General features: G+C 73.4%; 19 protein-coding genes. 16 read left to right on the top strand and 3 right to left on the bottom strand.

The window, feature by feature from the left end:
• Positions 1-5 precede the first annotated feature (5 nt).
• The 10 genes from E1212_RS02165 to E1212_RS02125 all read left to right on the top strand — a co-directional run bounded on the left by E1212_RS02165 (position 6) and on the right by E1212_RS02125 (position 13,037).
• A complete protein-coding gene (locus E1212_RS02165; RefSeq protein WP_203416207.1) occupies positions 6-1,310 on the top strand; it encodes a TadA family conjugal transfer-associated ATPase in 1,305 nt (434 codons plus the stop codon).
• Positions 1,307-2,167 (top strand): type II secretion system F family protein, encoded by an 861-nt coding sequence (locus E1212_RS02160; protein WP_131978439.1) that lies wholly within the window; start codon positions 1,307-1,309, stop codon positions 2,165-2,167. Before E1212_RS02165 ends, E1212_RS02160 begins: the two co-directional genes overlap by 4 nt.
• Positions 2,164-3,084 carry a type II secretion system F family protein gene (locus E1212_RS02155; protein ID WP_131978436.1) on the top strand — a complete coding sequence of 307 codons (921 nt, stop codon included), beginning with the start codon at positions 2,164-2,166 and terminating at the stop codon, positions 3,082-3,084. The genes E1212_RS02160 and E1212_RS02155 overlap by 4 nt, the downstream gene beginning before the upstream one ends.
• A 50-nt stretch (positions 3,085-3,134) precedes the next feature.
• Positions 3,135-3,359 carry a hypothetical protein gene (locus E1212_RS02150; RefSeq protein WP_131978434.1) on the top strand — a complete coding sequence of 75 codons (225 nt, stop codon included), beginning with the start codon at positions 3,135-3,137 and terminating at the stop codon, positions 3,357-3,359.
• A 7-nt stretch (positions 3,360-3,366) separates the two neighbouring features.
• Positions 3,367-3,783: a TadE family protein gene (locus tag E1212_RS02145; RefSeq protein ID WP_131978431.1), complete on the top strand. Its 417-nt coding sequence runs from the start codon at positions 3,367-3,369 to the stop codon at positions 3,781-3,783.
• Between the two features lie 47 nt (positions 3,784-3,830).
• The gene (locus E1212_RS02140) at positions 3,831-4,205 is read left to right on the top strand and encodes a TadE family protein (RefSeq protein ID WP_162605261.1); all 375 of its coding nucleotides are present in this window, start codon (positions 3,831-3,833) and stop codon (positions 4,203-4,205) included.
• A complete protein-coding gene (locus E1212_RS02135; protein ID WP_203416203.1) occupies positions 4,202-4,651 on the top strand; it encodes a pilus assembly protein TadG-related protein in 450 nt (149 codons plus the stop codon). The genes E1212_RS02140 and E1212_RS02135 overlap by 4 nt, the downstream gene beginning before the upstream one ends.
• On the top strand, positions 4,648-7,599 hold the full coding sequence (locus E1212_RS02130) for an AfsR/SARP family transcriptional regulator (protein ID WP_131978425.1): 2,952 nt from the start codon (positions 4,648-4,650) through the stop codon (positions 7,597-7,599). Before E1212_RS02135 ends, E1212_RS02130 begins: the two co-directional genes overlap by 4 nt.
• 361 nt (positions 7,600-7,960) lie before the next feature.
• Positions 7,961-8,131: a WXG100 family type VII secretion target gene (locus E1212_RS29185; RefSeq protein WP_162605260.1), complete on the top strand. Its 171-nt coding sequence runs from the start codon at positions 7,961-7,963 to the stop codon at positions 8,129-8,131.
• A 178-nt stretch (positions 8,132-8,309) separates the two neighbouring features.
• A complete protein-coding gene (locus E1212_RS02125; protein WP_131978422.1) occupies positions 8,310-13,037 on the top strand; it encodes an FtsK/SpoIIIE domain-containing protein in 4,728 nt (1,575 codons plus the stop codon).
• A gap of 33 nt (positions 13,038-13,070) precedes the next feature.
• Here the strand turns inward: E1212_RS02125 and E1212_RS02120 are convergent, their stop codons facing one another.
• Positions 13,071-14,150: a hypothetical protein gene (locus E1212_RS02120; RefSeq protein ID WP_131978419.1), complete on the bottom strand. Its 1,080-nt coding sequence runs from the start codon at positions 14,148-14,150 to the stop codon at positions 13,071-13,073.
• Positions 14,150-14,605, bottom strand: a complete 456-nt coding sequence (locus E1212_RS02115) for a hypothetical protein (RefSeq protein WP_131978416.1) — start codon at positions 14,603-14,605, stop codon at positions 14,150-14,152. Before E1212_RS02115 ends, E1212_RS02120 begins: the two co-directional genes overlap by 1 nt.
• A 114-nt stretch (positions 14,606-14,719) precedes the next feature.
• Between E1212_RS02115 and E1212_RS02110 the strand changes: the two genes are divergently transcribed.
• Together E1212_RS02110 and E1212_RS02105 are read left to right on the top strand one after the other, a co-directional pair.
• Positions 14,720-16,642: a TIGR03960 family B12-binding radical SAM protein gene (locus E1212_RS02110; protein ID WP_131978413.1), complete on the top strand. Its 1,923-nt coding sequence runs from the start codon at positions 14,720-14,722 to the stop codon at positions 16,640-16,642.
• 226 nt (positions 16,643-16,868) lie between these two features.
• Positions 16,869-17,693, top strand: coding sequence for a PhzF family phenazine biosynthesis protein (locus E1212_RS02105; RefSeq protein WP_131978410.1), 825 nt, complete (start codon positions 16,869-16,871; stop codon positions 17,691-17,693).
• 19 nt (positions 17,694-17,712) lie between these two features.
• Here E1212_RS02105 and E1212_RS02100 read toward each other — a convergent pair whose 3' ends face one another.
• Positions 17,713-19,095 carry an FAD-binding oxidoreductase gene (locus E1212_RS02100; protein WP_131978407.1) on the bottom strand — a complete coding sequence of 461 codons (1,383 nt, stop codon included), beginning with the start codon at positions 19,093-19,095 and terminating at the stop codon, positions 17,713-17,715.
• Positions 19,096-19,243: 148 nt separating this feature from the next.
• On the opposite strand from E1212_RS02100, the gene E1212_RS02095 reads away from it, so the two are divergent.
• From E1212_RS02095 to rpmA, 4 genes are all read left to right on the top strand, one after another.
• On the top strand, positions 19,244-19,942 hold the full coding sequence (locus E1212_RS02095) for a TIGR03936 family radical SAM-associated protein (RefSeq protein WP_131978404.1): 699 nt from the start codon (positions 19,244-19,246) through the stop codon (positions 19,940-19,942).
• A 511-nt stretch (positions 19,943-20,453) separates the two neighbouring features.
• Positions 20,454-23,468, top strand: a complete 3,015-nt coding sequence (locus E1212_RS02090; RefSeq protein ID WP_203416201.1) for an Rne/Rng family ribonuclease — start codon at positions 20,454-20,456, stop codon at positions 23,466-23,468.
• 177 nt (positions 23,469-23,645) lie between these two features.
• The gene (gene rplU, locus E1212_RS02085; protein ID WP_131978398.1) at positions 23,646-23,963 is read left to right on the top strand and encodes a 50S ribosomal protein L21; all 318 of its coding nucleotides are present in this window, start codon (positions 23,646-23,648) and stop codon (positions 23,961-23,963) included.
• 14 nt (positions 23,964-23,977) lie between these two features.
• Positions 23,978-24,238 carry a 50S ribosomal protein L27 gene (gene rpmA / locus E1212_RS02080; RefSeq protein ID WP_131978395.1) on the top strand — a complete coding sequence of 87 codons (261 nt, stop codon included), beginning with the start codon at positions 23,978-23,980 and terminating at the stop codon, positions 24,236-24,238.
• The last annotated feature ends 27 nt before the right edge of the window (positions 24,239-24,265 follow it).

Below are 24,265 nucleotides of genomic sequence, written 5' to 3'. Positions count from 1 at the left end.
CCACGGTGGACCAGAACCTCGTCCGCACCCTCCGCGAGGAGGTCGCCGACACCCTCGCCCGGCAGCGCCGCGACGACGCCTCCAACGGCATCCCGCCCATGTCCGGCGAGGACGAGCGGCAGTTCGCGCGCGCCGTCATCAGCCGGGTCCTCGACGCGCACGCACGGGCCGAGATCGCGGCCGGCCGCACGCCGCCGTCGGCCGAGGAAGAGGAGGAGATCTCCTCCGGCATCCACGCCGCGCTGTTCGGCGTCGGCCGGCTGCAGCCGCTGCTCGACGACCTCGACGTCGAGAACATCGACATCAACGGCTGCGACAACGTCTTCATCCAGTACTCCGACGGCCGCGAGGTCAACGGCGCGCCGGTCGCCGAGAGCGACGACGAGCTGGTCGAACTGGTGCAGATCCTGGGTGCCTACTCCGGGCTCACCAGCCGCCCGTTCGACTCCGCGAACCCGCAGCTCGACCTCCGGCTCCCCGACGGCAGCCGGCTCTCGGCCGTCATGGGCGTGTGCGCCCGGCCGGCCATCTCGATCCGCCGGGCCCGGCTGTCGCGGGTGCACCTCGACGACCTCGTGCAGTACGGCTCCGTCACCGAGGAGCTGGCGGCGTTCCTGTCCGCCGCCGTGGCCGCGCGCAAGAACATCATGATCGCCGGCGCCACCAACGCCGGCAAGACGACCATGCTGCGCGCGCTGGCGAACGAGATCCCGCCGTCCGAGCGGCTCATCACCGTCGAGCGGGCGCTCGAGCTGGGTCTCGGCGAGTTCGCCGACCTGCACCCCAACGTCGTCGCGTTCGAGGAGCGGCTGCCCAACTCCGAGGGCCAGGGTGCCATCACCATGGCCGAGCTGGTCCGCCGCAGCCTGCGCATGAACCCCAGCCGGGTCATCGTCGGCGAGGTGCTGGGCGACGAGATCGTCACCATGCTCAACGCCATGAGCCAGGGCAACGACGGCTCGCTGTCGACCATCCACGCCAACAGCTCCATCGAGGTGTTCAACCGCATCTCGACCTACGCCATCCAGTCGGTCGAGCGGCTGCCCGTCGAGGCGACCATGATGCTCATCGCCGGCGCCATCGACTTCGTCGTCTTCGTCGAGAAGCGCAACGAGTTCGCCGAGGGCGGCCGGCTGCGCCGGTTCGTCTCCAGCATCCGCGAGATCAACGGCGTCGACGGCCGGGTGCTGTCCAGCGAGATCTTCGCCGCCGGGCCCGACGGTGTCGCCGTCCCTGCCGCGCCCATCGCCTGCATCGACGACCTCATCGCGGTGGGCTATGACGTCAACGCGAGCCGGGTGATCGCGTGAGCCCCACGATCCTGCTCATCACCCTCCTCGGCGCGGCCGTGGGGGCGTCGGTGCTGCTGCTGATCCTGGCCATCCGCGGCAGCGAGCCCAAGCCGCCGACGCCGGGCTCGTCGCGCTCGCTGGTCGAGAAGCTGGGCCGGCAGACGGTGTACGGCATCATCGCCGGCGTGGGCACGCTGCTGCTGACCCGCTGGCCGGTCGCCGCCATCGGTGCCGGCCTGCTGGTGGCGTTCTGGCCGGCGCTGTTCGGCGGGGCGAAGGAGGAGCGGACGTCGATCGCCCGGCTCGAGGGGCTCGCGTCGTGGACGGAGTCGCTGCGCGACACCATCGCCGGCGCCGTCGGCCTCGAGCAGGCCATTCCGGCCACGGTCTACGCGGCCGCGCCGTCCATCCAGCCGCAGCTGCGGCTGCTGGCCGACCGGTTGCGCATCCGCATGCCGATGCCCGAGGCGCTGGAGCGTTTCGCCGACGACCTCGACGACGCCAGCGCCGACCTCGTCGTGTCGGCGTTGATCCTCAACGCCCGGCTGCGCGGCCCCGGCCTGCGCCAGGTGCTCAGCTCGCTGGCCGACTCCGCCCGGGCCGAGCTCGACATGCGCCAGCGGGTCATGGCCGGCCGGGCCAGCACCCGGCGCTCGGTGCAGATCGTCGTCGGCGTGAGCCTGTTCTTCATGGTCGGCCTGTCGCTGGTCAACCGCGACTTCGTCGAGCCGTACAACTCCGCCGTCGGCCAGATCGTGCTGGGCGTCGTCATCGGCATCTTCGCCATCGGCTTCTTCTGGATGCGCCGGCTGGCGAAGTTCGAGACGCCCGGCCGGTTCCTGGTCACCGCCGACCCGGTGGAGGCGCGGTCGTGACACTCATCCTGGTGGCGGGCGCCATCGCCGGCGCCGGAGCGCTGCTGCTCGGCTACGTGCTGTCGGTGCCGCGCATCAATCCGGCCGCGGCGCTGGCCCGGCTCGACTCCGAGCGCAGCCGGGCCCGGCGCGACCGCATCACCGCCGCCACCAGCACCGGCGGCACCGTCGAGTCGGCGTCCATGCGCAAGCTCGGCGGGCAGCTGCGCCAGACGCTCGAGGGGTTCGGCCTGCGCATGGGGTCACTGCGCGCCGACCTCTCGCTGCTGGGGCGGACCCTCGAGGGGCACCTGGCGACGACGGTGCTCTGCGGGCTGGCCGGCTTCCTCATGCCGGTCGTGCTCACCGCCATCCTGTCCTTCGCCGGCATCGGGCTGGGCATCGCGGGCGGGACGATCATCGGCCTCGTCCTCGCGGTCGTCTTCGCGGCCGTCCCGACGCTCACCGCCCGGTCCAGCGCGGCCGACCGGCGCCGCGACTTCCGCCACGTCGTCGGCTCGTTCCTCGACCTCGTCGCGATGAACCTCGCCGGCGGCCGGGGCGTGCCCGAGGCGCTGCAGGCGGCGTCGTCGCTCAGCGACGGCTGGGCCATGGTCCGCATCCGCGACACCCTGCTGACGGCCCGGCTGCACGGGGTCACGCCGTGGGCGGCGCTGGGCGAGCTGGGCGACGAGGTCGGCGTCGACGAGCTGCGCGACCTCGCCGCCGCGCTGGCGCTGGTCGCCGAGGACGGCGCCAAGGTACGCGAGTCGCTGGCCGCCCGCGCCGGCTCGCTGCGGCGACGCGAGCTGGCCGAGATCGAGGGGAAGGCCGGGCAGCGCTCGCAGTCCATGCTGGTGGCCCAGCTGGTGCTGTGCTGCGGCTTCCTGCTCTTCCTCGTCTACCCCGCGCTGATGGGGGTGCTGGAACAGAGTTGACGACCTTCGCGAACCGAGCCCGAACCCCACACGACCAGGAGACGTCCTTCATGAACAGCCCCCACACCCCGATCGGCTGGCTGCTGCTGAGCCTGCAGGTGCACACCGAACGCGCCCGCCGCGCCCCCGAGCGCGGCGCGTCGGCCATCGAGTTCGTCATCATCACGGCGATCCTCGTGGCGCTCGCCGCCGCGGTCGGCGTGGTCATCTACAACCTCGTCACCGAGGAAGCCGACTCCATCGACATCCCGGACGCCCCCGGCGGCGGGCTCTGACGGACCCATGCCCATCCAGGCGCGGATCGCACGGCTGCGATCGAGACCACAGCGGGGAGCGAGCTCCATCGAGCTCGCGCTCTACACCCCGATCATGTTCTTGATCATCTTCATCATCGTGCAGTTCTCGCTGACCTGGCACGGCAACCAGATCGCGGCGGCGGCCGCCCGCGAGGCGGCCCGCACGGCCCGCATCGGCGGCGGCACTCCGGCGGCGCTGGCGGCGGCCGAGGCGCGCGGGCGCGAGTACGCCGAGGCGGTGGGCAACGGTCACCTGGTCATCACCGACATCCAGGCGGTCCAGGTGGGCGACAACGTCCGCGTCACCGTCCGCGGGCGCTCCACCGAGATCGTCAACAACCTGGCCCCCGAGGTCTCGCAGACCATCGAGGGCCCCATCGAGCAGTTCGTGCCGGACCTGTGATCAGGCGCATGCGGGCCGCGCGCGCGGCGAGGAGAGAGGAGGGATCCATGGCCATCGAGGTCGTGATCCTGGCCCCTGTCCTCATCGCGGTCATGATGCTCATCGTCGGCCTGGGCCGCTACGTCGACCGGCGCGGCGACGTCGAGGCCATGGCGCGCGACGCCGTGCGCTCGGCCTCGCTGCAGCGCGACGCCGCGTCGGCCCGGCAGGCGGCGCAGGCCATCGTCGACAGCACCCGGCCCAGCGGCGTCACCTGCACGCCCGTGCAGCTCGGCGGCACCTTCGCCCCGGGCGAGATCATCAGCGTCCAGGTCCGCTGCACGGTGTCGTTCAGCGGCCTCGGGTTCGCCGGCTTCCCGGGCGACGCCACACTCGAGGGCGAGAGTTTCGCGCCCATCGACGAGCTGCGGAGGACGTCGTGAGGCGGGCGGGCGCGTGGCCGGCCCGGGCGCGGTCCGAGCGCGGCGCCATCAGCGCCATGATCGTCACGCTGATCGTCATGCTGTTCATGCTGGCCGGGCTGGTCATCGACGGAGGGTTCGCCATCAACGCGCGACAGCGCATCTTCGACGACGCGGAGCAGGCCGCCCGCGCCGCCGCCAACCAGATCGACCTCGAGGCGCTGCGCGAGACCGGCCAGGTCGTGCTGCTCGAGGCCGACGCCGAGGCCGCTGGGCGCGAGTACATGACCGCCCGCGGCTACGATGCCGGCCGGGTCGAGGTCGACGCCGCCGCGGGCGAGGTGACGGTCACCGCGCGCGACACCGTCGAGACGTCGCTGCTGCAGCTGATCTTCATCGACAGCTTCGAGATCGAGGGGACGGCCACGTCGCGGCCCGCCGTCGGGATCGTGGGGGAGACGCCATGAGCGAGAGCAACGGACGGAGCACCGGCGGCCGCCGCGCCGCCCGGGCGCAGGGCCGCACGACGGAGCGCACCGCCCGGCCGGTGTCGCCGGTCGAGGCGTCGGCCACGGCCACGGCGTCGCTGCGCGAGACCGGGCCGCAGCGGTTCCAGCAGCGCGGCGTGCCCGAGGCGCGGCACAGCCTGCCGCAGGCGCTGGCCGCGGGGTTCGCTCTGGCGCTGCTCGTCATCGGCGTGCCGGTGGTGCTGCTGATCCTGGGCGGGCCGCCGCCCGTCCCGACGTCGCTGCCCGGCCGCGACGACCTCACCGCCACCATCGGACCCGACCAGCTCGTCGGGGTCCTGCTGTGGATCGTGTGGCTGGCCTGGCTGCAGTTCACCCTCTGCGTGCTCATCGAGCTGCGCAGCGCGGTCCGCGGCGTGGGGCTGCCCAGCCGGGTGCCGTTGTCCGGGCCGACCCAGCGGTTCGCCCGCGCGCTGGTCGCGTCGGTGCTGGTCGCCACGGCGGCCGTCGGCCAGGCTGCGGCCGCCGCGCCCGCGGCGGCTCCCGAGGCGCCGCCGCCCACCACCATCTCCGCCGAGGCCTACGACGGCCAGGCCGACGTCACCGTCCAGCAGGAGACCGCGCCGGCCGCCACCACGGCCGTCGCGTCCGAAGAGGTCGAGTACCGCCTGGGCGATCTGGTGCTCGACCCCGAGGAGGGCGCCGAGCTGGTCGGCCAGAAGGTCTACATCGTGCAGCCGCCCGACGGCCGCTACCACGACAACCTCTGGGACATCGCCGAGCGCACGCTGGGCGACGGCCGCCGCTACCAGGAGATCTTCGAGCTCAACCGCGGCCGCGAGCAGCCCGACGGCCACGAGCTGTCGCTGGCCCGGCTCATCTACCCGAACTGGCTGCTCATCGTGCCGGCCGATGCCGCGGGCGTCGACGTCGTCACCGCCGAGACGCCGGTCGCCGAGACCCCGCCCGCGCCACCGGCCACCCCGCCGGTCACGCCGGACCAGCCGGGCGCCGGGCAGGAGGGCATCGGCGAGGCCGGCGCCGGGCTGTTCGCCGACTTCGTCGCCACCGGCGAGGCCGAGGCGGTCAACACCAACCCGCACGCCGGGCTCATCGACGCCGGCCTGCTGGCCGCCGGGCTGCTCGCCTCGCTCGAGCTGATCCGGCGCCGGCGGCGTACGCCGGAGCCGGGCGACGACGAGGTCGAGGCCGAGGTGGCGCTGCGCATCGGCGCCGACCCCGACCGCGCCCGCTGGCTCGACCATGCGCTGCGCCACCTGGCCGCGTCGTGCCAAGAGGCGGGCCGCCCGCTGCCGCCGGTCTACACCGCGGTGGTCGACAGCTCCTCCGTCGAGCTGCTGCTGGCCCCGGCCCGCGTCGACGCGCCGGGACCCTGGACCGTCCTCGACGAGGGCCGGCGCTGGATCCTGGCCCGCGCCGACGTCGCCGTCGACCCGGACCTGCGCGGGCGCGTCCTGGCGCCGTACCCCGGCCTGGTGTCGCTGGGGCGAAGCGGCGACCGCGACGTGCTGGTCGACCTCGAGGCGGCCGGCGGTCCCATCTGCATCGACGGCGACCCCGAGGCCACGTTCGAGGTGGTCACCGCGCTCGCGGTCGAGCTGGCCACCAACCAGTGGTCCGATCACCTGCGGGTCACCGCCGACGGCCTGCCCGACGCACTGAGCGTCTTCGACCCGGGCCGGCTGCGGCTGGTCGACGGCGTCGAGCCGCTGCTGCCGGAGCTGGCGGCCCGCCGCTCCGACCGCCTCGGCACCGACGTGCTCACCGGCCGGGTCCGCCCGGGCGGCGCCGGCAACTGGATGCCCGAGTACCTCGTCCTCGGCACGCCGCCCACCGGCGAGCTGGCCGAGCAGCTGGTCGCGCTGACCAACGCGGCCGGCCGGTCGCCGCTGGGCGTCATCTGCGCCGGCGACGTGCCGGGCGCGCGCTGGCGCATCCACGTCGACGCCGCCGGCACCCTCGAGCTGCCCGCCCTGGGGCTGTCGGTGCGGGCCAACCTGCTGTCCTGGCGCAGCATCGAGGCGCTGGTCGGGCTGGTCGACCCGGACCGCAGCCACGACCCCGACCCGGCCGGCCCGACCTTCAACGAGGCGTGGCTGCCCGAGGTCCGGCCCGAGGTCCCGCAGGTGCGCGCGCTGGTCACCGAGGCAGAGCTGGCCACGGCGCCGGTGCGGGTCTACATCCTGGGCCCCGTGGTCGTGCAGGCGCGCACCGAGATCGAGGCGGAGCGTCGCGCGCTGGCCACCGAGATCGTGGTGCACCTGGCGCTGCACCGCGAAGGCGTGCACCCGACGGTGCTCGCGGCGGCCGTGTGGCCGCGCGGTGTCACGGCGGCCGTGCGTGAGTCGACGTTCGCCCGGGTGCGCGAGTGGCTCGGCGTCGACCGCGCCGGGTCGCCGTACCTGCTGACCACCGAGGACGGCCGGCTGAAGCTGAGCGAGACCGTCGTCCTCGACTGGGACGTCGTGTGCGCGCTGCTGAGCCAGGCGCGGCAGGTGCGGCGCCCGTCGGAAGAGGCGGACCTGCTGCGGCGGGCGCTGCGGGTGGCCCGCGGCCCCGTGCTCAGCGAGCGTCCGCAGGGACGCTACGCCTGGATCGCCCGGGCTCGCGTGGAACGCGTGGCGTCGGACCTCCTGGTCGACACCGCGCACCGGTTGTCCGTCATCACCCGCGACGGCGGCGACCCGGCCACGGCGGCAGCCGCCGCCCGGGCGGGGCTGCGGGTCAGGCCGGCCGAGCAGCTGCTCTGGCGCGACCTGATCCTGGCCCAGCACGCCGTCGACGGGCGGGGCGGAGTCATGGCGGTGGAGGGCGAGATGAGCGAGACCCTCACCGGCATCGGTGGCATCGAGCTCGCGCCGGAGACGGTCGCGCTGCTCGAGGAGCTGGTGCCGAGCAATGGAGGGAGACATCGCGATCTCGCTTAGTCGAGGGCATCTGAATATGCCGAAGGAGGTACCCCGAAACGTCTCGGGATGAATTCCTGCGAGGGAACGATATCGGCCGGTCCGGGGTTGATCATTGCCCGTGGACCAATGGTTCCGTTGCATTGAGGAAATCTTCCCGAGGGAAATGGAAAAAAGGTCGTTCCAGCAGTTGCAAAAGGCTAGACGGCCGGTAGAATTGCCAGTGTCGTGCCACACCCGACGCGGTGGGGCGTAGTTATTCACGAGGGAGTAGAGAATCATGGGTGTTGGTGCAGAACTATCGACTCTCCGGGACCTCCACGGGACGTTCACCAGGAACTCCGAGGCTGCGGACACCATCAAGAAGGAGGTCGACACGGGCGTGGGCAACGCCGTGTGGACCGGCCGTTACGCCGACGACTTCCGTGGTGCGTGGGAGGAATACCGCACGAACCTCGACACGCTGCGCGACGCCCTGACAGGCGCTGCCGACGACGTCAAGGTCAACCACAACAACATCGCCGAGGCCACTGGCGAGCCGGACCGCATCTGACGTCGGCGGATATGTTCACGGGTGGTCCGCAGTCGCATTCTTCGCGGCTGCGGACCGCCTTGTGTCCGCGCCGGCCGTGCCGGGACGGGCGCGCACGCGTCAATACGCGGCGGATGTCCATGAGTACGATAGTCGCGGACGAGCCATCCGGCTGAGCGCGACAACTTGGGACGGGTACGTGCGGCTCCTGCTGAGTGCCACTGCATCGGGCGGAGGCGACGTCGTCGACCTCGCCGTCGACTGCGAGGACGACGCGACCATCGCCGACATCGCCCGGCAGCTCGCTGCCCGCGTGCGACCGGCGCCGGAGCCACAGATCGTCCGTACGGCGGGCCGGCACCTCGGCGTCGTCGGCGAGAGCGTCCTCGACGAGGCCGCCGCGGCCGCCGACCTCCCGCCCACCCTCTACCTCGGGCACACCCCGCTCGACCCCGCTACCCGGGTGGCGGAGTCCGACCTGCGCAACGGCGCCCTGGTGGGCGTCGGCACGCCGCTGCCCGACGTGTTCGGCGAGCGCACGGGCGTGGTCCAGGTGCGCACGGTGTCCGGGCCGGGCTCGGGCCGCGTCGACTACCTCTCCCCGGGCAGCCACGAGATCGGCAGCCGCGTCGGAGTCGGGGTGCGCCTGCACGGCGAGGACGCGCCGCCGGTCGCCGCGCGCCTCGACGTGACCGTCGACGGCACCGTCACGCTCACGCCCGACTCCTCGCTGGTGGGGGTCCTGGTCCCGCCGCCCGTGCGCGAGCGGCTGCTCGAGGGCCCCATCGTCGTGCCCAAGAACGAGGAGGAGCCGCCCGGCAGGAAGAGGAAGCGGCGCAAGCGCCGGTTCAAGAAGCGCATGGAGGAGCTGGCCCGGCTCAAGCACCCCAATCTCACCGTCGACCCCGAGGCCGACCGTCCGTTCCTGCACCTCGACCGCGTGCCGGTCGACGGCCCGGTCGCGTGGCCGCCGGGCGGTGCGCTGGTGGTCGGCGACGTCGTGCTCGAGCTCGCGCTGCCGGCTGACCCCGACGCCTCGCTGTCGCCCAGCCCGGGCGGCGTCACCCTCGACTACAACCGGCCGCCCCGGCTGCTCCCGCCGCCGCGGCAGACGGAGTTCCGGCTGCCGCACGAGCCGCGCAAGCCCGAGAAGGAACCGCTGCCGTGGGCCATCTCGCTGGCCCCGGCGATCATGGGCGGCGCGATGTTCTACTTCACCAGGTCGCCGTTCAGCCTGATGATCATGATCCTGTCGCCGCTGATGATGATCTCGCGCTACCGCAGCACCCGGACGCAGCAGCAGACCCGGTACCACGACGAGATGAAGACCTACGTCAACCGCATGCGCCACATCGAGAACCAGGCCTACGAGGGCCTGGTGACGGAGCGGTCGGCCCGGCGGCGCGACCTGCCCGACCCCGCGGCGACGCTGTTGTTCGCCACCGGCCCGCGTTCGCGGTTGTGGGAGCGGCGCCGCACGGACCCCGACTTCATGCACGTGCGCGTGGGCACGGCCGACGTGCCCAGCGAGGTCTCCATGACCGACCCCGCGCGCGAGGACCACGAGCGGGTGCTGCACTGGACGGCGCCCGACGTGCCGGTCGGCGTCCCACTCGAGCAGGCCGGGGTCACCGGCGTGGCCGGGCACGACGACATCCGCCGCCAGGTGGCCGGCTGGATGGCCGCGCAGGTCGCGGCGATGCACAGCCCGGCCGACGTCGACATCGTCGTGCTCTCCGACGCCGACGGCGGCGCGGCCTGGAGCTGGATGCGCTGGCTGCCGCACGTGCGCCGGGGCGAAGACTCCGACGTCATCGCCGGCATCGGCGCCGACGAAGAGACCACCGGCCGGCGCGTCTCCGAGCTGATGTCGATCATGGAGCGGCGCAAGGCGGTCCTGAACGACCGCGGCGGCGGCATGCTGGCCTCGCGCGACGTCACGTTCCCGCCGCTGCTGGTGCTGCTCGACGGCGCCCGGCGCATCCGCCTGCTGCCCGGTCTCATCACGCTGCTGCGCGACGGGCCGCGGGTCGGCATCACGTTCCTCTGCATCGACGCCGACGAGCGGCTGCTGCCCGAGGAGTGCAAGGTCGTGGTGTCGGTCGGCGCGCACGGCACGGCCACCGTCCGGCGCACCGGCCACACGACGGTCGAGGGCATCCGCCTCGACATCGTGTCGCCGGAGTGGTGCGAGCGGCTCGGCCGGGCGCTGGCGCCGGTCAAGGACGTCAGTTCCGAGGACCTGTCGTCCACGCTGCCGTCGTCGAGCCGGCTGCTCGACGTGCTCGAGCTCGACCCGCCGACACCCGAGGCCATCGTCGGCTGGTGGACGTCGGTCGGGCGCACCACGAAGGCCGTCATCGGCGAGGGCATGGACGGCCCGTTCGCCGTCGACATCCGGGCCGACGGCCCGCACGGCCTGGTGGCCGGCACCACCGGTTCGGGCAAGTCCGAGCTGCTGCAGACGCTCATCGCCTCGCTGTCGGTGGCCAACCGCCCCGACGAGATGACGTTCGTGCTGGTCGACTACAAGGGCGGCGCGGCGTTCAAGGACTGCAACAACCTCGCGCACACCGTGGGCATGGTCACCGACCTCGACGGCCACCTCACCACCCGTGCGCTGGACAGCCTGGCCGCCGAGCTGCACCGCCGCGAGCACCAGCTGGCCAGGGCCGGCAAGAAGGACATCGAGGACTACCTGGCGGCCAAGGGGCCCGGCGACGAGCCGATGCCCCGGCTCATGATCATCATCGACGAGTTCGCCGCCCTGGTCACCGAGCTGCCCGACTTCGTCAAGGGCCTGGTCGACATCGCCCGGCGGGGCCGCTCGCTCGGCGTGCACCTGCTGCTGGCCACCCAGCGCCCGGCCGGCGTCGTCAGCGCCGAGATCAAGTCCAACACCAACCTGCGCATCGCGCTGCGGGTCACCGACGGCAACGACAGCCAGGACGTCATCGAGTCCAAGGACGCCGCGGAGATCTCCAAGTCCACGCCGGGCCGGGCCTACGCGCGGCTCGGCGCGTCGTCGCTGGTGCCGTTCCAGTCCTCCCGCGTCGGTGGCCGTCCGCACGCCCCCGGCGCGCAGATCGCCGTCGACCTGCGCGGGCTGCACTGGGACGAGCTCGGCCGGCCGCCGCAGAAGAGCGGCGCCGGCGACAAGGAGGAGGACGTCTCCACGCCGACCGACCTCGAGAGCCTGGTCGCGGCCATCAACGAGGCCTCGCAGCGCACCGGCATCACCGCGCCGCCGCCCCCGTGGCTGCCCCCGCTCGACGACGTCGTCACGCTCGACCAGGTGCTCGACGACCCGAGTGCTGTCGTCGAGTCCGGGCGCGACATCCTGCTCCCGTTCGGCGTCGTCGACCTCCCGCGCGAGCAGAGCCGCACGGTGGCGGCGTACGACCTCGCCGGCGGCGGGCACCTGGGCATCATCGGCGCACCGCGCAGCGGCCGCTCCACCGCGCTGCGCGCCGTCGCCGGCCTGGTGGCCCGCAAGCTCTCGCCGCGCGACATCCACCTCTACGGCGTCGACTGCGGCAACAACGCACTGCTGCCCATGGTCGGGCTGCCGCACACCGGCGCCGTCGTCAGCCGCGACCAGCCCGAGCGGCTGTCGGCGCTGTCGGCGCGCATCCGGGCCGAGATCGGCCGGCGCCAGCAGATCCTGGCCGAGCAGGGCTACGCCGACCTCAGCGAGCAGCGGGCCGCCGCCGCGCCCGATGCCCGGCTGCCCTACATCCTGGTGCTGTTCGACCGCTGGGAGGGCTTCATCCAGTCCTTCGAGAACTACGACAGCGGCCGGCTCGTCGACCAGTGGATGCAGATTCTGCAGGAGGGCTCCGGCGTCGGCGTCAAGATCGTTCTGACGTCGGACCGCACGGCGCTCGTCGGCCGGGTCTCGGCGCTGGTCGAGGACAAGCTGATGCTGCGTATGACCGACAACGGCGACTTCGGCAACATCGGCATGAACCCGAAGAAGGTGCCCGAGCACATGCCGGCCGGCCGCGGCTTCCGCGCCGAGGGTCTGCGCGAGACCCAGGTCGCGCTGCTCACGGGCGACGTCGAGGGCACCGCCCAGGTCGCCGCGCTGCAGCAGCTGGCCCGCGAGGCCAAGGAGCGCTACGCCGACGTGCCGCGGACGTTCCTGCCGTTCCGCGTCGACCAGCTGCCGGCCCGCATCCGCTACGCCGACGCGCTCGAGCTGGCCGAGCGGCCGCTGGCGCCCACCGAGATCCCGGTCGCCGTCGGTGGCGACACCCTGACCCTGCGGGTGCTCGACGCCATCGACCACGGGCCGGGCATCCTCGTCCTCGGCCCGCGACGGTCCGGGCGCAGCACCACGCTGCTCACCATGGCCCGGTCCATGGTCGAGCGCGACTGGCGCATGATGGTCATCACGCCGCGCCGCAGCCCGCTGTCCGAGCTGGCCGGCCGCCCGGGCGTCGAGGCCGTCATCAACCTCGAGGGCGACAAGGACGAGGTCACCAAGCTCTGGGAGTCCATGGTGCCGGAGGGGCCAGCCGCCGACCGCGAGGTCCCACGCGGCCAGGAGACCCACGAGGGAAAGCGGGGACAGCGCGGCCGGCCCACGGCCGTCATCGTCGACGACCTCGAGCTCATGGGCGTCGACGGCTGGATGGTCGACCTGCTGACCAAGCATCTGCCGAAGCTGCGCGACACCGGCAGCGTGCTCGTCGCCGCCGGTACCACCGACGACCTCGGCAGCAGCTACCGCGGGCCCGCGTCCGTGCTGAAGAAGTCGCGCTCCGGCGTGCTGCTGTCGCCCGGTGCACCCGCCGACGGCGACCACTTCGGCATCAAGCTGCCGCGGTCGCTCACCGGGGGCATGCCGCCCGGCCGTGGACTGTTCTCCGCGGCCGGCCAGTGGCAGCTGGTCCAGGTGCCGGAGACGACGCTGCGCGACTGAGCTGTCACACGAGGGTCGTCGGGTCGGGCGCCGTCAGGCCGGGCGCAGCTGCTCGGCGGCCGCCGCCACGGCGGGGTCGTCGCTCTCGCGCAGCGCCGCCCACTGCTCCTCGTAGCCGGCCGGCGGGGCCAGCTCGCCGGTGCCGCGCGACGCGGTGGCCACCGTCGCGGCGGTGAGCTCGGTCAGCTCGGCCGCCTGCTCGCCGTCGCCGGCGGCCACGACCGCCCGCACCATGGTCTCGGGGTCGGCGGTGTGGGCGACCTCGCGGGCGTAGTAGGGGTCGTGCCGGTTCTCGCGCAGCTCCGCGACCAGCAGGGTCGTGGTCTCGTGGTCGCCCAGGCCGAAGCGCTGCGCCGTCACGCGGCCGGCGTCGTAGGACTCGCGCGGCGGCCGGGCGGTGATCTGCGACTCGTCGCCGACGTACGGGCGCGGCACCTGCGGGCGGTGGTCGGGCTGGGTGCTGACGCCGCCACCGCCGAGGAGGTCCTGTGCCATGGCCAGCCGGCGGCGCAGACCGGGCAGCTCTTCGCTGATCCAGTCGGCGACCTGCTGGAAGCGCGCGGTCTCGGACGTCTCGAGGTGTACCCCGGAGAGGATGGTGCGCATCTCGTCCTGCAGCGCGACGATCTGCTCGCCGGCCCGCTCCATGGCCGCCACCAGCCGCGTCATGGCCTCGACGTCGATCGAGACGGTGCTCGGCGGGGGCGTGGGCGGCTGCGGGTCCGGGATCTGCTCCGGCGCGCCGGCGTCGGGCAGGCCCGGCTTGGTGGGCAGCTCGGGGTCGCCGAAGTCGTCGGTGACCTCCGTGGGAGCCCCGGGGTCGCCGTCGCTCTCGGCGTAGAGCGGGTCGTCGCCCGTGTCGGCATCGGCGTCGGGCTCGGCGGGTGCGTCGGCGGTGTCGTCGGCGGAGCCGCCGCCTGCGCCACCACCGCCGGAGTACCCGCCGCCACCGTCGGCCGGCGGCTCGTAGGCGTCGGCGTAGGCGCTGTAGTCGACGGCGGCGGTGTCGTCGGGGACGAACTCCTTGTCGAGCCCGCCGCCGGCCATCTTCTCGACGCCGGCGGCTCCGGTCTTGCCGGGCTCCGGGGCCAGGCTGTCAGCGGCCTTCGCCATCACGCGTGCACCTCCAGCGGGTCGTCGTCGCCGCGGGTGTCGAGCGCGATCTGGACGGTCTCGACGCAGCTGTCGGCGATGCTGCCCGCGAGCCGGGCATGCACCGTCAGCCCGGTGGAGAACTCGTCGGCCAGCCGGCTCACCCAGGCGCCCTCCTCCATGGCCCGCTGGGCGGGGTCGAGCAGCGACGCGCAGTCGTCGGCGACCAGCTGGGCCCGGCGCAGCGCCATCTCGAGCTCCTCGCGGCTCGCCGTGCCGGGGTCGCCCGGCGGCCGGGGCCCGGGGTTCTGCGGATCGGGCAACGCGACGATGTCGGGCGCGGTGTCGACGCCGGGGCGGTCGGGGTGCAGCTCCAGCGGCCGGGTCTCGTGCGGCGACGGCGCGAAGCCGTCGGTGACCACGTGGGTGGAGTCGGGCGCGGTGTGGATCGGGCGGGCACCGTCGTGCTCGGTCATTCCTGCTGCCTCTCATCGCAGACGAGTGGGATGTCCGGTCGTGCCCCAGACCCGGTCCTTCTCGATGGTTACCATACCCGTGACCACACACGACCACCCGTGAGTAGGACCTCCATGCCCGTCGAGTCCCTGTTCGAGCAGCTCGAGCCGTTGCTGGCCAGGGTGGCCAAGCCCATCCAGTACGTCGGCGGCGAGCTCGGGGCGACGGTCAAGGACTGGGACGGCGCGCAGGTCCGGTGGGCGCTCATGTATCCCGACGCCTACGAGGTGGGGCTGCCCAACCAGGGCGTCCAGATCCTGTACGAGGTGCTCAACGAGCAGGACGGCGTGCTCGCCGAGCGCACGTACGCCGTCTGGCCCGACCTCGAGAAGCTCATGCGCGAGCACGGCATCGGCCAGTTCACCGTCGACGCGCACCGCCCGGTCGGCGCGTTCGACCTGCTGGGCGTCTCGTTCGCCACGGAGCTCGGCTACACGAACCTGCTGACGGCGCTCGACCTCGCCGGCATACCGCTGCTGGCCACCGACCGCGGCGACGACCACCCCGTCGTCATCGCGGGCGGGCATTCGGCGTTCAACCCCGAGCCGGTCGCCGACTTCCTCGACGCCGCCGTGCTGGGCGACGGCGAGGAGATCGTGCTCGCGATCACCGAGGTGGTCCGCGAGTGGAAGGCCGAGGGCCGGCCCGGCGGCCGCGACGAGCTGCTGCTGCGGCTGGCCGCCGGCGGCGGCGTGTACGTGCCGAAGTTCTACGACGTCACCTACCGGCCGGACGGCGCCATCGCGGCCGTGGCGCCGAATCGTCCCGGCGTGCCGGACACCGTCCGCAAGCACACCGTCATGGACCTCGACCAGTGGCCCTACCCGCGCAAGCCACTGGTGCCGCTGGCCGAGACCGTCCACGAGCGCTACAGCGTCGAGATCTTCCGCGGCTGCACGCGCGGCTGCCGGTTCTGCCAGGCCGGCATGATCACCCGGCCCGTACGCGAACGCTCGATCGACACCGTCGGCGCCATGGTGGCCGAGGGCCTGACGAACTCCGGCTTCACCGAGGTGGGGCTGCTGTCGCTGTCGAGCGCCGACCATTCCGAGATCGGCGAGATCGCGAAGGGCCTGGCCGACCGGTACGAGGGCACCAACACCTCGCTGTCACTGCCGTCGACCCGCGTCGACGCGTTCAACGTCACCCTGGCCGACGAGCTGTCGCGCAACGGCCGCCGCTCCGGCCTGACGTTCGCCCCCGAGGGCGGCACCGAGCGCATGCGCCGCGTCATCAACAAGATGGTCAGCGAGGACGACCTCATCCGCACCGTCAGCACCGCCTACGGCAGCGGCTGGCGGCAGGTGAAGCTCTACTTCATGTGCGGGCTTCCCACCGAGACCGACGAGGACGTGCTGGCCATCGCCGACCTCGCGAAGCGGGTCATCGAGGCCGGCCGCAAGGCGTCGGGCCGCAGCGACATCCGCTGCACGGTGTCCATCGGCGGGTTCGTGCCCAAGCCGCACACGCCGTTCCAGTGGGCCGCGCAGGCCTCGCACGAGGTGGTGGACGCCCGGCTGCGCAAGCTGCGCGAGACGGTGAAGTCCGACCGCCAGTTCGGGAAGGCCATCGGGCTGCGCTACCACGAGGGCAAGCCGAGCATGATCGAGGGCCTGCTCTCCCGCGGCGATCGCCGCGTCGGCCGCGTCATCAAGGCGGTGTGGGACGACGGCGGCCGCTTCGACGGGTGGGGCGAGCACTTCTCCTATGCCCGCTGGGTCGCCTGCACCGAGACGGCGCTGGCCGGCGAGCCGGTCGACCTCGCCTGGTACACGACGCGCGAGCGCGACCGCGACGAGGTGCTGCCCTGGGACCACCTCGACAGCGGCCTCGACCGCGACTGGCTCTGGGACGACTGGCAGGACGCCCTCGACGAGGTCGAGCTCGACGACTGCCGCTGGACCCCCTGCTTCGACTGCGGGGTCTGCCCCCAGATGGGCACCGAGATCCAGACCGGCCCGACCGGCCGGACGCTACTCCCGCTCACCCCGGTCTGACGGCCGTGGTCGTGCGACAGCTGATCGTCGGCATCCGGCCACTGCGCCGCGCGACCGGCCGACGTTGATCGTGGAGATCCTGCGGTGGCCACCGGACATTCCGGACCGCAATGGCCCGCTCACTCCACGATCGACGCGCGGTGGGTGTGTCGCGCGGTGAACCTGGTCATTCCGGACCAGTGGGATCGCGGGTGATCTTGCGGGCCGGGGCTCGTACGCTGGAGACGTGCGGATCCTCGTCGTCGACGCGTTCACCGATCGCCCCTTCGGCGGCAACCCCGCGGGCGTCTGCCTGCTGGACCGCCCGGTCACCGACGAGTGGATGCAGTCCGTCGCGGCGGAGCTGAAGCATTCCGAGACGGCGTTCGTCGAGCCGGTCGAGGGCGACGAGGCGGCCCGGGCGACCCCGGCCGTCGACTACCGGCTGCGCTGGTTCACGCCCGCGGTCGAGGTCGACCTGTGCGGCCACGCGACCCTGGCGACGGCGCACGTGCTGTTCGAGCGGGGCGAGGCCGGCCCCATCCGGTTCAGCACCCGCAGCGGGGTCCTCACGGTCCACCGCGACCGCGCCGGCACCGTCACCATGGAGTTCCCGGCGCTGCCTCCCGAGCCCGCCCCCCTGCCCGCCGGCCTGGCCGAGGCGCTCGGCGTCACCCCGGTGTGGACGGGGCGCAGCCGGTTCGACGTTCTCGTGGCAGTCACCGACGAGGCCGCCGTCCGCGCCCTCGCCCCCGATCTCGGTGCGCTGGCCGCCGTCGAGGCGCGCGGAGTCATCGTGACCGCCCGGGGCGACGACGAAGCGCCGTACGACTTCGTCTCGCGCTATTTCGCCCCGGCCGTCGGCGTGCCGGAGGACCCGGTCACGGGGTCGGCGCACTGCGTGCTGGGGCCGTACTGGGCCAAGGAGCTCGGCCGGCCCGAAGGCGCGCCCCTGACCGGCGTGCAGCTGTCGGCCCGGGGCGGCACCGTCCAGGTGGCCACGCGCGGCGACACCGTCGCGCTCACCGGGCGCGCCCACACCGTCCTCGAGGGCGAGCTGCGCGCCGTCTGACCATCGATCGACGACGGCGTCAGGCCGGCTTGATGTTGTGGTTGCGCCGGAAGACGTTCGTGGGGTCGTAGCGGGCCTTGACGGCGGCCAGCCGCGTGTAGCCCTCGGTGCCGAACCCGGACACCACCCGGCTGTGGCCCTCGTCGCCGATGAAGTTGAGGTAGACGGCGCCGGTGCTCCAGGGCCGGACGGCGGCGCAGACGGCGTGCGCCCAGGCGATGCCGCGCTCGTCGTCGGCGGGGTCGGTCCACAGCCCGAACGGGTGCACCACCCAGGCGGCGTGCCGCCAGGGGATCGGGTAGCCACGCGGCCCGCGGGCGATCGCGCCGCCCATGCTGAACAGCACGTGCTGCGACGCCGACGGCACGATCATGGCCGCCGCCTGGGCGCAGAACGCCTCGACCGCCTCGTCGGGCAGCGTCTCCAGGTGCTCGGCGGACCAGTAGTTGCGGTACCCGGGCGGGTCGTCGAGGGCGGCCTGCAGCTCGTCGTAGGGCAGCTCGGCCACCATGGCGCCGGCGGGCGCGGCGTCGAACAGCGGGGCCGCCACCTCGCGCAGCGACGCCTCGGTTCCGGCGTGCACCAGCACGATCGCCAGCGCCAGCCGGCCGACCAGCTCGGCGGGCACGAAGTCTTCGCCGTCGGGGCCGGTCAGGTAGATCGCGCCGCCGCCGAGGGTGTCCGGACCGGCCTGGACCACGTCGCGGAAGATCCGCACGATCTCGGGCCCGCGGGCGGGCTCCCAGAGCAGGAATCCGAGCGTCGACGCCTCCAGCGGATGCAGCCGCAGCGTCATCGAGGTGACGACGCCGAAGTTGCCGCCGCCGCCGTGCAGCGCCCAGAACAGGTCCGGATGGCTGTCCTCGGCGGCCCGGACGATCTCGCCGTCGGCCGTCACCACCTCGGCCTCGAGCAGGTTGTCGCAGGCCAGGCCGAACAGCCGGTCCAGCCAGCCGGTCCCGCCGCCGAGCACGAAGCCGCCGACGCCGGTGGTCGACACCCGGCCGCCGGTGGTGGCCAGGCCGTGCGGCCGGCAGGCGCGGTCGAGATCGGCCATGGTGGCGCCGCCGCCGACGGTGACCGTGCGGGCCTCGGGGTCGACACCGACGGCGTTCATCCGGCGCAGGTCGACCACCAGGCCGCCGTCGGTGAGCGCCTGTCCGGAGACGCTGTGCCCGCCGCCGCGCACCGCCACTTCGAGGCCGTGCTCGCGGGCGAACGCCACGGCCAGGGCGACGTCGGCCGGGCCGGCGCACTGCACGATGAGGGCCGGGCGCCGGTCGATCATGGCGTTGAAGATGGCTCGGGCGTCGTCGTAGCCCGGTGAGTCCGGCGTCAGCAGCTCACCGGCCAGTAGCGAGCGCAGACTGCCCAGCGTCGCGTCGTCGCGAAGATCCGTCATCGCTCTGCCCCCCACCATCGAGATGACTGGGATGGAACGTACGCCCGCTGCGGGCGCGTGACAATGGGTGATCGAACGACGATCCGTTCACCCGACCGCCGAGAGGACCAGACCCCTGAGCAGCGCGCCGCACCAGCAGCTCCCCGCAGTGCAGAAGCTCCGCGTCCGCTTCGCCAAGCGCGGCCGGCTGCGGTTCACCAGCCACCGCGACTTCCAGCGCGCGTTCGAGCGGGCGCTGCGCCGCGCCGACGTTCCCATGGCCTGGTCACAGGGGTTCACGCCGCATCCGCGGGTGTCCTACGCCGGCGCCGCGCCCACGGGGGCGGCCAGCGAAGCCGAGTACCTCGAGCTCGCCGTCACCCGGATCTGCGACCCCGCCGAGATCCGGGCCGCCCTCGACGCCGCGCTGCCGCCGGGGCTCGACGTCGTCGAGGTGGTGGAAGCGGGCCCCGGGGCGCTGGCCGACCGGCTGCACGCGTCCAGCTGGGCGATCGAGCTCCCCGGCGCCACACCCGCGCACGTGCGCGACGCGGCCGCGACGTTCCTGGCGGCCGGCTCGGTGCCGGTCGAGCGGCTGACGAAGAACGGCGTGCGCGAGCTGGACCCTCGGGCCGCCGTGCTGCGGCTCGAGGCCGACACCGAGGCCGACCCCGTCACGCTCCGGGCGGTGCTGCGGCACCAGTCGCCGACGGTGCGGCCCGAGGAGGTGCTGGCCGGGCTGCGTCTGGTCGCCGGCTTCGAGCCGCCGGAGCCGCCGCGCGCGACCCGGCTGGCCCAGGGGGAGTGGGACGACGCCACGGGCGAGCTGAGCGATCCGCTGGCGGACGCGCCCGGGCGCGACACGTGACATTGCCCCACGTGATCTGCGGCACACGGTAAGGCAGCCAAGCTGACCTGCGGCGATACCCCCCGGTCAGCGCCGATGCGACGGGCGGGGAGTCGCCGTGGTCACGGTTTTCAGGCGGACATGTGCGATACTCGGAACTGGTCGAGCGGTACACGCCGCTCGGTCCGACGACGTCCTCGCCGACGTCCCGCGTGTGTTCGACTCGGCGCCACTGGCTCACCCACCCGGTGAGTGGCAGGCGACGGTGATCCCGCGGAGATGCTCGGCACGGTAGGCCCGCCCACGCGGACCAGCCGCGAGGCCCCCGGCACAGGGTGCGCCGCCGCGGCGGGCGCTGAGCACGGCCTGACGACGCACAGGTCCGGTGGACGTCGCCGATCACAGGCTTTCCACCTGTGGCGGCCGTGTCCCGGGCGCTCCAGGTGGCCCGATGTATTGCCCCAGCGAGTGGGCTGCAGCGCGCCGGCCACGGCGCGGCGCCCCGCCCGCCGGGCCGACAGGAGTGCACCACATGCAAGAAGAGAACCCCGGCACGTCCGGTGATACCAACTCGCCAGCGCCGGCCGCGTCCGGCACCGAGACGTCGCAGCCCCGTCGTCGGCGGGCCGCCAGCAGGGCCGCCGGCCCGCCGGCCGCCGAGCCCACGCTCCACGACGCCGGCGCCCCGGTGACCGCCGCCGCGATCAGCGACGACGCCCCGGCCGCCGACGACGGCGCCGCGCCGGCGAAGAGGAGCGCGCGGAAGGCGGCGGCCAAGAAGACCGCCGCGAAGAAGGCCGCCAAGAAGGCCCCGGCCAAGCGGACCGCCCGCAAGGGCGCCGCGGCCGAGGTCGCCGAGACCGACGAGACCGCTCCGGCGCTGCTGCCCGCCCAGGGTGCCGACCCGGACGCCGTCGCCACCGAGCCGGACCCGGACGCCGTCGCCACCGAGCCGGACGCTGCCGCCGCCGCGGCCGATCCGGTCGCGGCCGAGCCGGTAACCGTGGCCGAGCCCCCCGCCGCCGAGGTCCCCGCGCCGCGGAAGCGGTCCCGGTCGCGCAAGCCCACGCACCCCGCTCCCGAGCTGCTCCCGGCCGAGGCCGACGCCGACGCCGTCGTGGACCCCACCGACGACCTGCTCACCGAGACCCCGGCGTTCGCGCCGTCCGGCCTCGAGAGCGCCGCCACCGAGGCCCGCGCCTCCGCCGTCCTGTTCCAGCCCCCGGCGTTCTCCGCCGCGCCGCTGTTCGCCGCGCCCGACCCCGAGGCCGCCCAGCCGGCCCGCGGCCGCCGCCGCGCCAAGGCCGAGCCCGACGCCGAGCTCGATGAGACGGCCGAGGAGGAGCCCACCGCCGAGGCCGACGCCGACGCCGACGCCCTCGACGACGACTCCGACGACGACGGCGAGGGCGACGGCGCGCGCCGCCGACGCCGCCGTCGCGGGGGCCGCGGGCGGCGCCGCCGTTCCGACGACGCCGACTCCGCGTCCGACGGCGACTCCGACTCCGACGACGACCAGGCCGACGAGGACCGGGCCGAGGACGGCTCCGACGACGACGCGCACGGCGAGTCCGACGACGACCAGGCCGACTCCGACGACGAGCAGGGCGGCAGCCGCCGCCGCCGCCGTCGCCGGCGTCGCCGCAACGACGACGGCGACGAGACCCGCCCGGACGACCCGCCCAACACCGTCGTGCGGGTCCGCGAGGCCCGCGAGCTCGACGACGAGGTCACGTCGGTCAAGGGCTCGACCCGGCTCGAGGCGAAGAAGCAGCGCCGCCGCGAGGGCCGCGAGGCCGGCCGGCGCCGTCCGCCCATCCTGTCCGAGGCTGAGTTCCTGGCCCGCCGCGAGGCCGTCGACCGCGTCATGGCGGTCCGGCAGTCCGGCGACCTCACCCAGATCGCCGTGCTCGAGGACGACGTGCTGGTCGAGCACTACGTCAGCCGCACGTCGCAGCAGTCGCTCATCGGCAACGTCTACCTCGGCCGGGTGCAGAACGTGTTGCCGGCCATGGAGGCGGCGTTCGTCGACATCGGCCGCGGCCGCAACGCCGTCCTGTACGCCGGCGAGGTCGACTGGACCGGCCTGGGCAAGAACGACGGCCCGAAGCGCATCGAGGACGTCCTCAAGTCCGGCCAGTCGGTGCTGGTGCAGGTCACCAAGGACCCCATCGGCCACAAGGGCGCCCGGCTGACCAGCCAGGTCAGCCTGCCCGGCCGCTACGTCGTGTACGTGCCCGGCGGGTCGATGAACGGCATCAGCCGCAAGCTCCCCGACATCGAGCGCACCCGGCTCAAGAAGATCCTCAAGCAGGTCGTTCCCGAGGACGCCGGCGTCATCGTGCGCACGGCCGCCGAGGGCGCGTCCGAGGAGGAGCTGACCAACGACGTCGGCCGCCTGCAGGCCGAGTGGGAGGCGCTGGAGAAGAAGGCCGCCTCCGGCAACGCCCCGCAGCTGCTGCACGGTGAGCCCGACCTCGCCATCAAGGTCGTCCGCGACCTGTTCAACGAGGACTTCAGCAGGCTCGTGGTCTCCGGCGCCCGTGCTTGGGACACCATCGAGGAGTACGTCTCCAGCGTGGCGGGCTCGCTGCGCGAGCGGGTCGAGAAGTGGACCGGCACCGACGACGTCTTCGCCGCGTTCCGCATCGACGAGCAGATCGCCAAGGCCATGGACCGCAAGGTCTGGCTGCCCAGCGGCGGCTCGCTGGTCATCGACCGCACCGAGGCCATGACCGTCGTCGACGTCAACACGGGCAAGTTCACCGGTTCCGGCGGCAACCTCGAGGAGACCGTCACCAAGAACAACCTCGAGGCGGCCGAAGAGATCGTGCGCCAGCTGCGGCTGCGCGACATCGGCGGCATCATCGTCATCGACTTCATCGACATGGTGCTCGAGGCCAACCGCGACCTCGTGCTGCGCCGGCTGGTCGAGTGCCTCGGTCGCGACCGCACGAAGCACCAGGTGGCCGAGGTCACGTCGCTGGGCCTGGTCCAGATGACGCGCAAGCGCATCGGTACCGGCCTGCTCGAGGCGTTCAGCGAGCCGTGCCCGCACTGCAAGGGCCGCGGCCTGCTCATCCACGCGCACCCGGTCGAGTCCGGCGGCGGCTCGTCCAACGGCGGCGGCTCCGGCTCGTCCGGCTCCGGCTCGTCCGGGTCCGACGACGGCGGCCGCGGCAACCGCTCCGAGCGGCGCGGCCGCCGGCGCAAGGCCGAGCCCGCCCCGGCGGCGCAGCCGGCCGAGGCGCTGACGCCGAAGCTCGAGGCGTCGGCCAGCCCCGGCGAGGCCTCGCCCGCGGACCTCATGCCGATCGGCAACGGCGGCAACGGGCACGGCGAGCACGACACGCCGGCGCCGGCCGGCTCCGAGGCCGAGGCGACATCGTCGTCGACCCCGCCTCCGCCGCCCGCGCAGGCGCTGGTGACGGGCCCGGCCGAGGTCGAGGCCGCCGCCACGGGACAGCCCGCCGAGACGACGGAGCCGGCGCGCCCGCGCCGTACCCGCCGTCGCGCCGAGCGTCCTGCGGGTAGCCCCGTCTCCTGAGGACCGTGCACGACCGTGTCATGTGCATGACCCGACTGGACACGCTGCTCGAGTTTGACCCGACCCTGACCAATTCCGTATCCTAGGGCGTCGGCGCTCTTCGCGCCCATACCCGCGTGCCCGCTCCACGAGCGTCGGCATGCGCGCCCGAAGCCCGAGTGAGAGAGTGAGTCCGCGGTGTACGCGATCGTCCGCAGCGGCGGTAACCAGCGAAAGGTCTCCGTCGGAGACGTCATCGACGTCGACCGGCTCGACAACGCCGAGGTCGGCGCCACCGTCACGCTGCCGGCGGTCCTGCTCGTCGACGGCGAGACCGTGACCACCGACGCCACGAAGCTGGCCGGCGTGTCTGTCACGGCCGAGATCGTCGGTGCCGCCAAGGGCCCGAAGATCCACATCCTCCGGTACAAGAACAAGACCGGGTACCGGCGGCGCCAGGGGCACCGTCAGAAGTACACCCAGGTCAAGGTCACCGGCATCGAGACGAAGAAGTAGGCAGGTATCTCGAGATGGCTCACAAGAAGGGCGCCTCGTCCAGCAAGAACGGACGCGACTCCAACGCTCAGCGGCTCGGTGTGAAGCGTTTCGGCGGCCAGCTGGTCAACGCGGGCGAGATCATCGTCCGGCAGCGCGGCACCCACTTCCACCCGGGCGCCAACGTCGGCCGCGGCAAGGACGACACCCTGTTCGCCACGTCTGCCGGCGCCGTCGAGTTCGGCGTCAAGCGTGGCCGCAAGGTCGTCAACATCGTCGTGCCGGCGGGGGAGTGACCCCCGCTCCACGCGAGCAACACACCT

This window comes from Jiangella ureilytica (assembly GCF_004348545.1).
GTDB classification, from domain to species: domain Bacteria; phylum Actinomycetota; class Actinomycetes; order Jiangellales; family Jiangellaceae; genus Jiangella; species Jiangella ureilytica.
Note: the sequence above shows the minus strand (reverse complement) of the source record. Positions and strands in the feature narration are given on the sequence as shown.

Excerpts from the sequence above, each read along its gene's own strand:
- E1212_RS02140 (WP_162605261.1), top strand. The coding sequence starts at position 3,831 with ATGGCCATCGAGGTCGTGATCCTGGCCCCTGTCCTCATCGCGGTCATG.
- E1212_RS02090 (WP_203416201.1), top strand. The coding sequence starts at position 20,454 with ATGCAAGAAGAGAACCCCGGCACGTCCGGTGATACCAACTCGCCAGCG.
- E1212_RS02130 (WP_131978425.1), top strand. The coding sequence starts at position 4,648 with ATGAGCGAGAGCAACGGACGGAGCACCGGCGGCCGCCGCGCCGCCCGG.
- E1212_RS02120 (WP_131978419.1), bottom strand. The coding sequence starts at position 14,150 with ATGGCGAAGGCCGCTGACAGCCTGGCCCCGGAGCCCGGCAAGACCGGA.
- E1212_RS02115 (WP_131978416.1), bottom strand. The coding sequence starts at position 14,605 with ATGACCGAGCACGACGGTGCCCGCCCGATCCACACCGCGCCCGACTCC.
- E1212_RS02145 (WP_131978431.1), top strand. The coding sequence starts at position 3,367 with ATGCCCATCCAGGCGCGGATCGCACGGCTGCGATCGAGACCACAGCGG.
- E1212_RS02150 (WP_131978434.1), top strand. The coding sequence starts at position 3,135 with ATGAACAGCCCCCACACCCCGATCGGCTGGCTGCTGCTGAGCCTGCAG.
- E1212_RS02100 (WP_131978407.1), bottom strand. The coding sequence starts at position 19,095 with ATGACGGATCTTCGCGACGACGCGACGCTGGGCAGTCTGCGCTCGCTA.
- rpmA (WP_131978395.1), top strand. The coding sequence starts at position 23,978 with ATGGCTCACAAGAAGGGCGCCTCGTCCAGCAAGAACGGACGCGACTCC.
- E1212_RS02110 (WP_131978413.1), top strand. The coding sequence starts at position 14,720 with ATGCCCGTCGAGTCCCTGTTCGAGCAGCTCGAGCCGTTGCTGGCCAGG.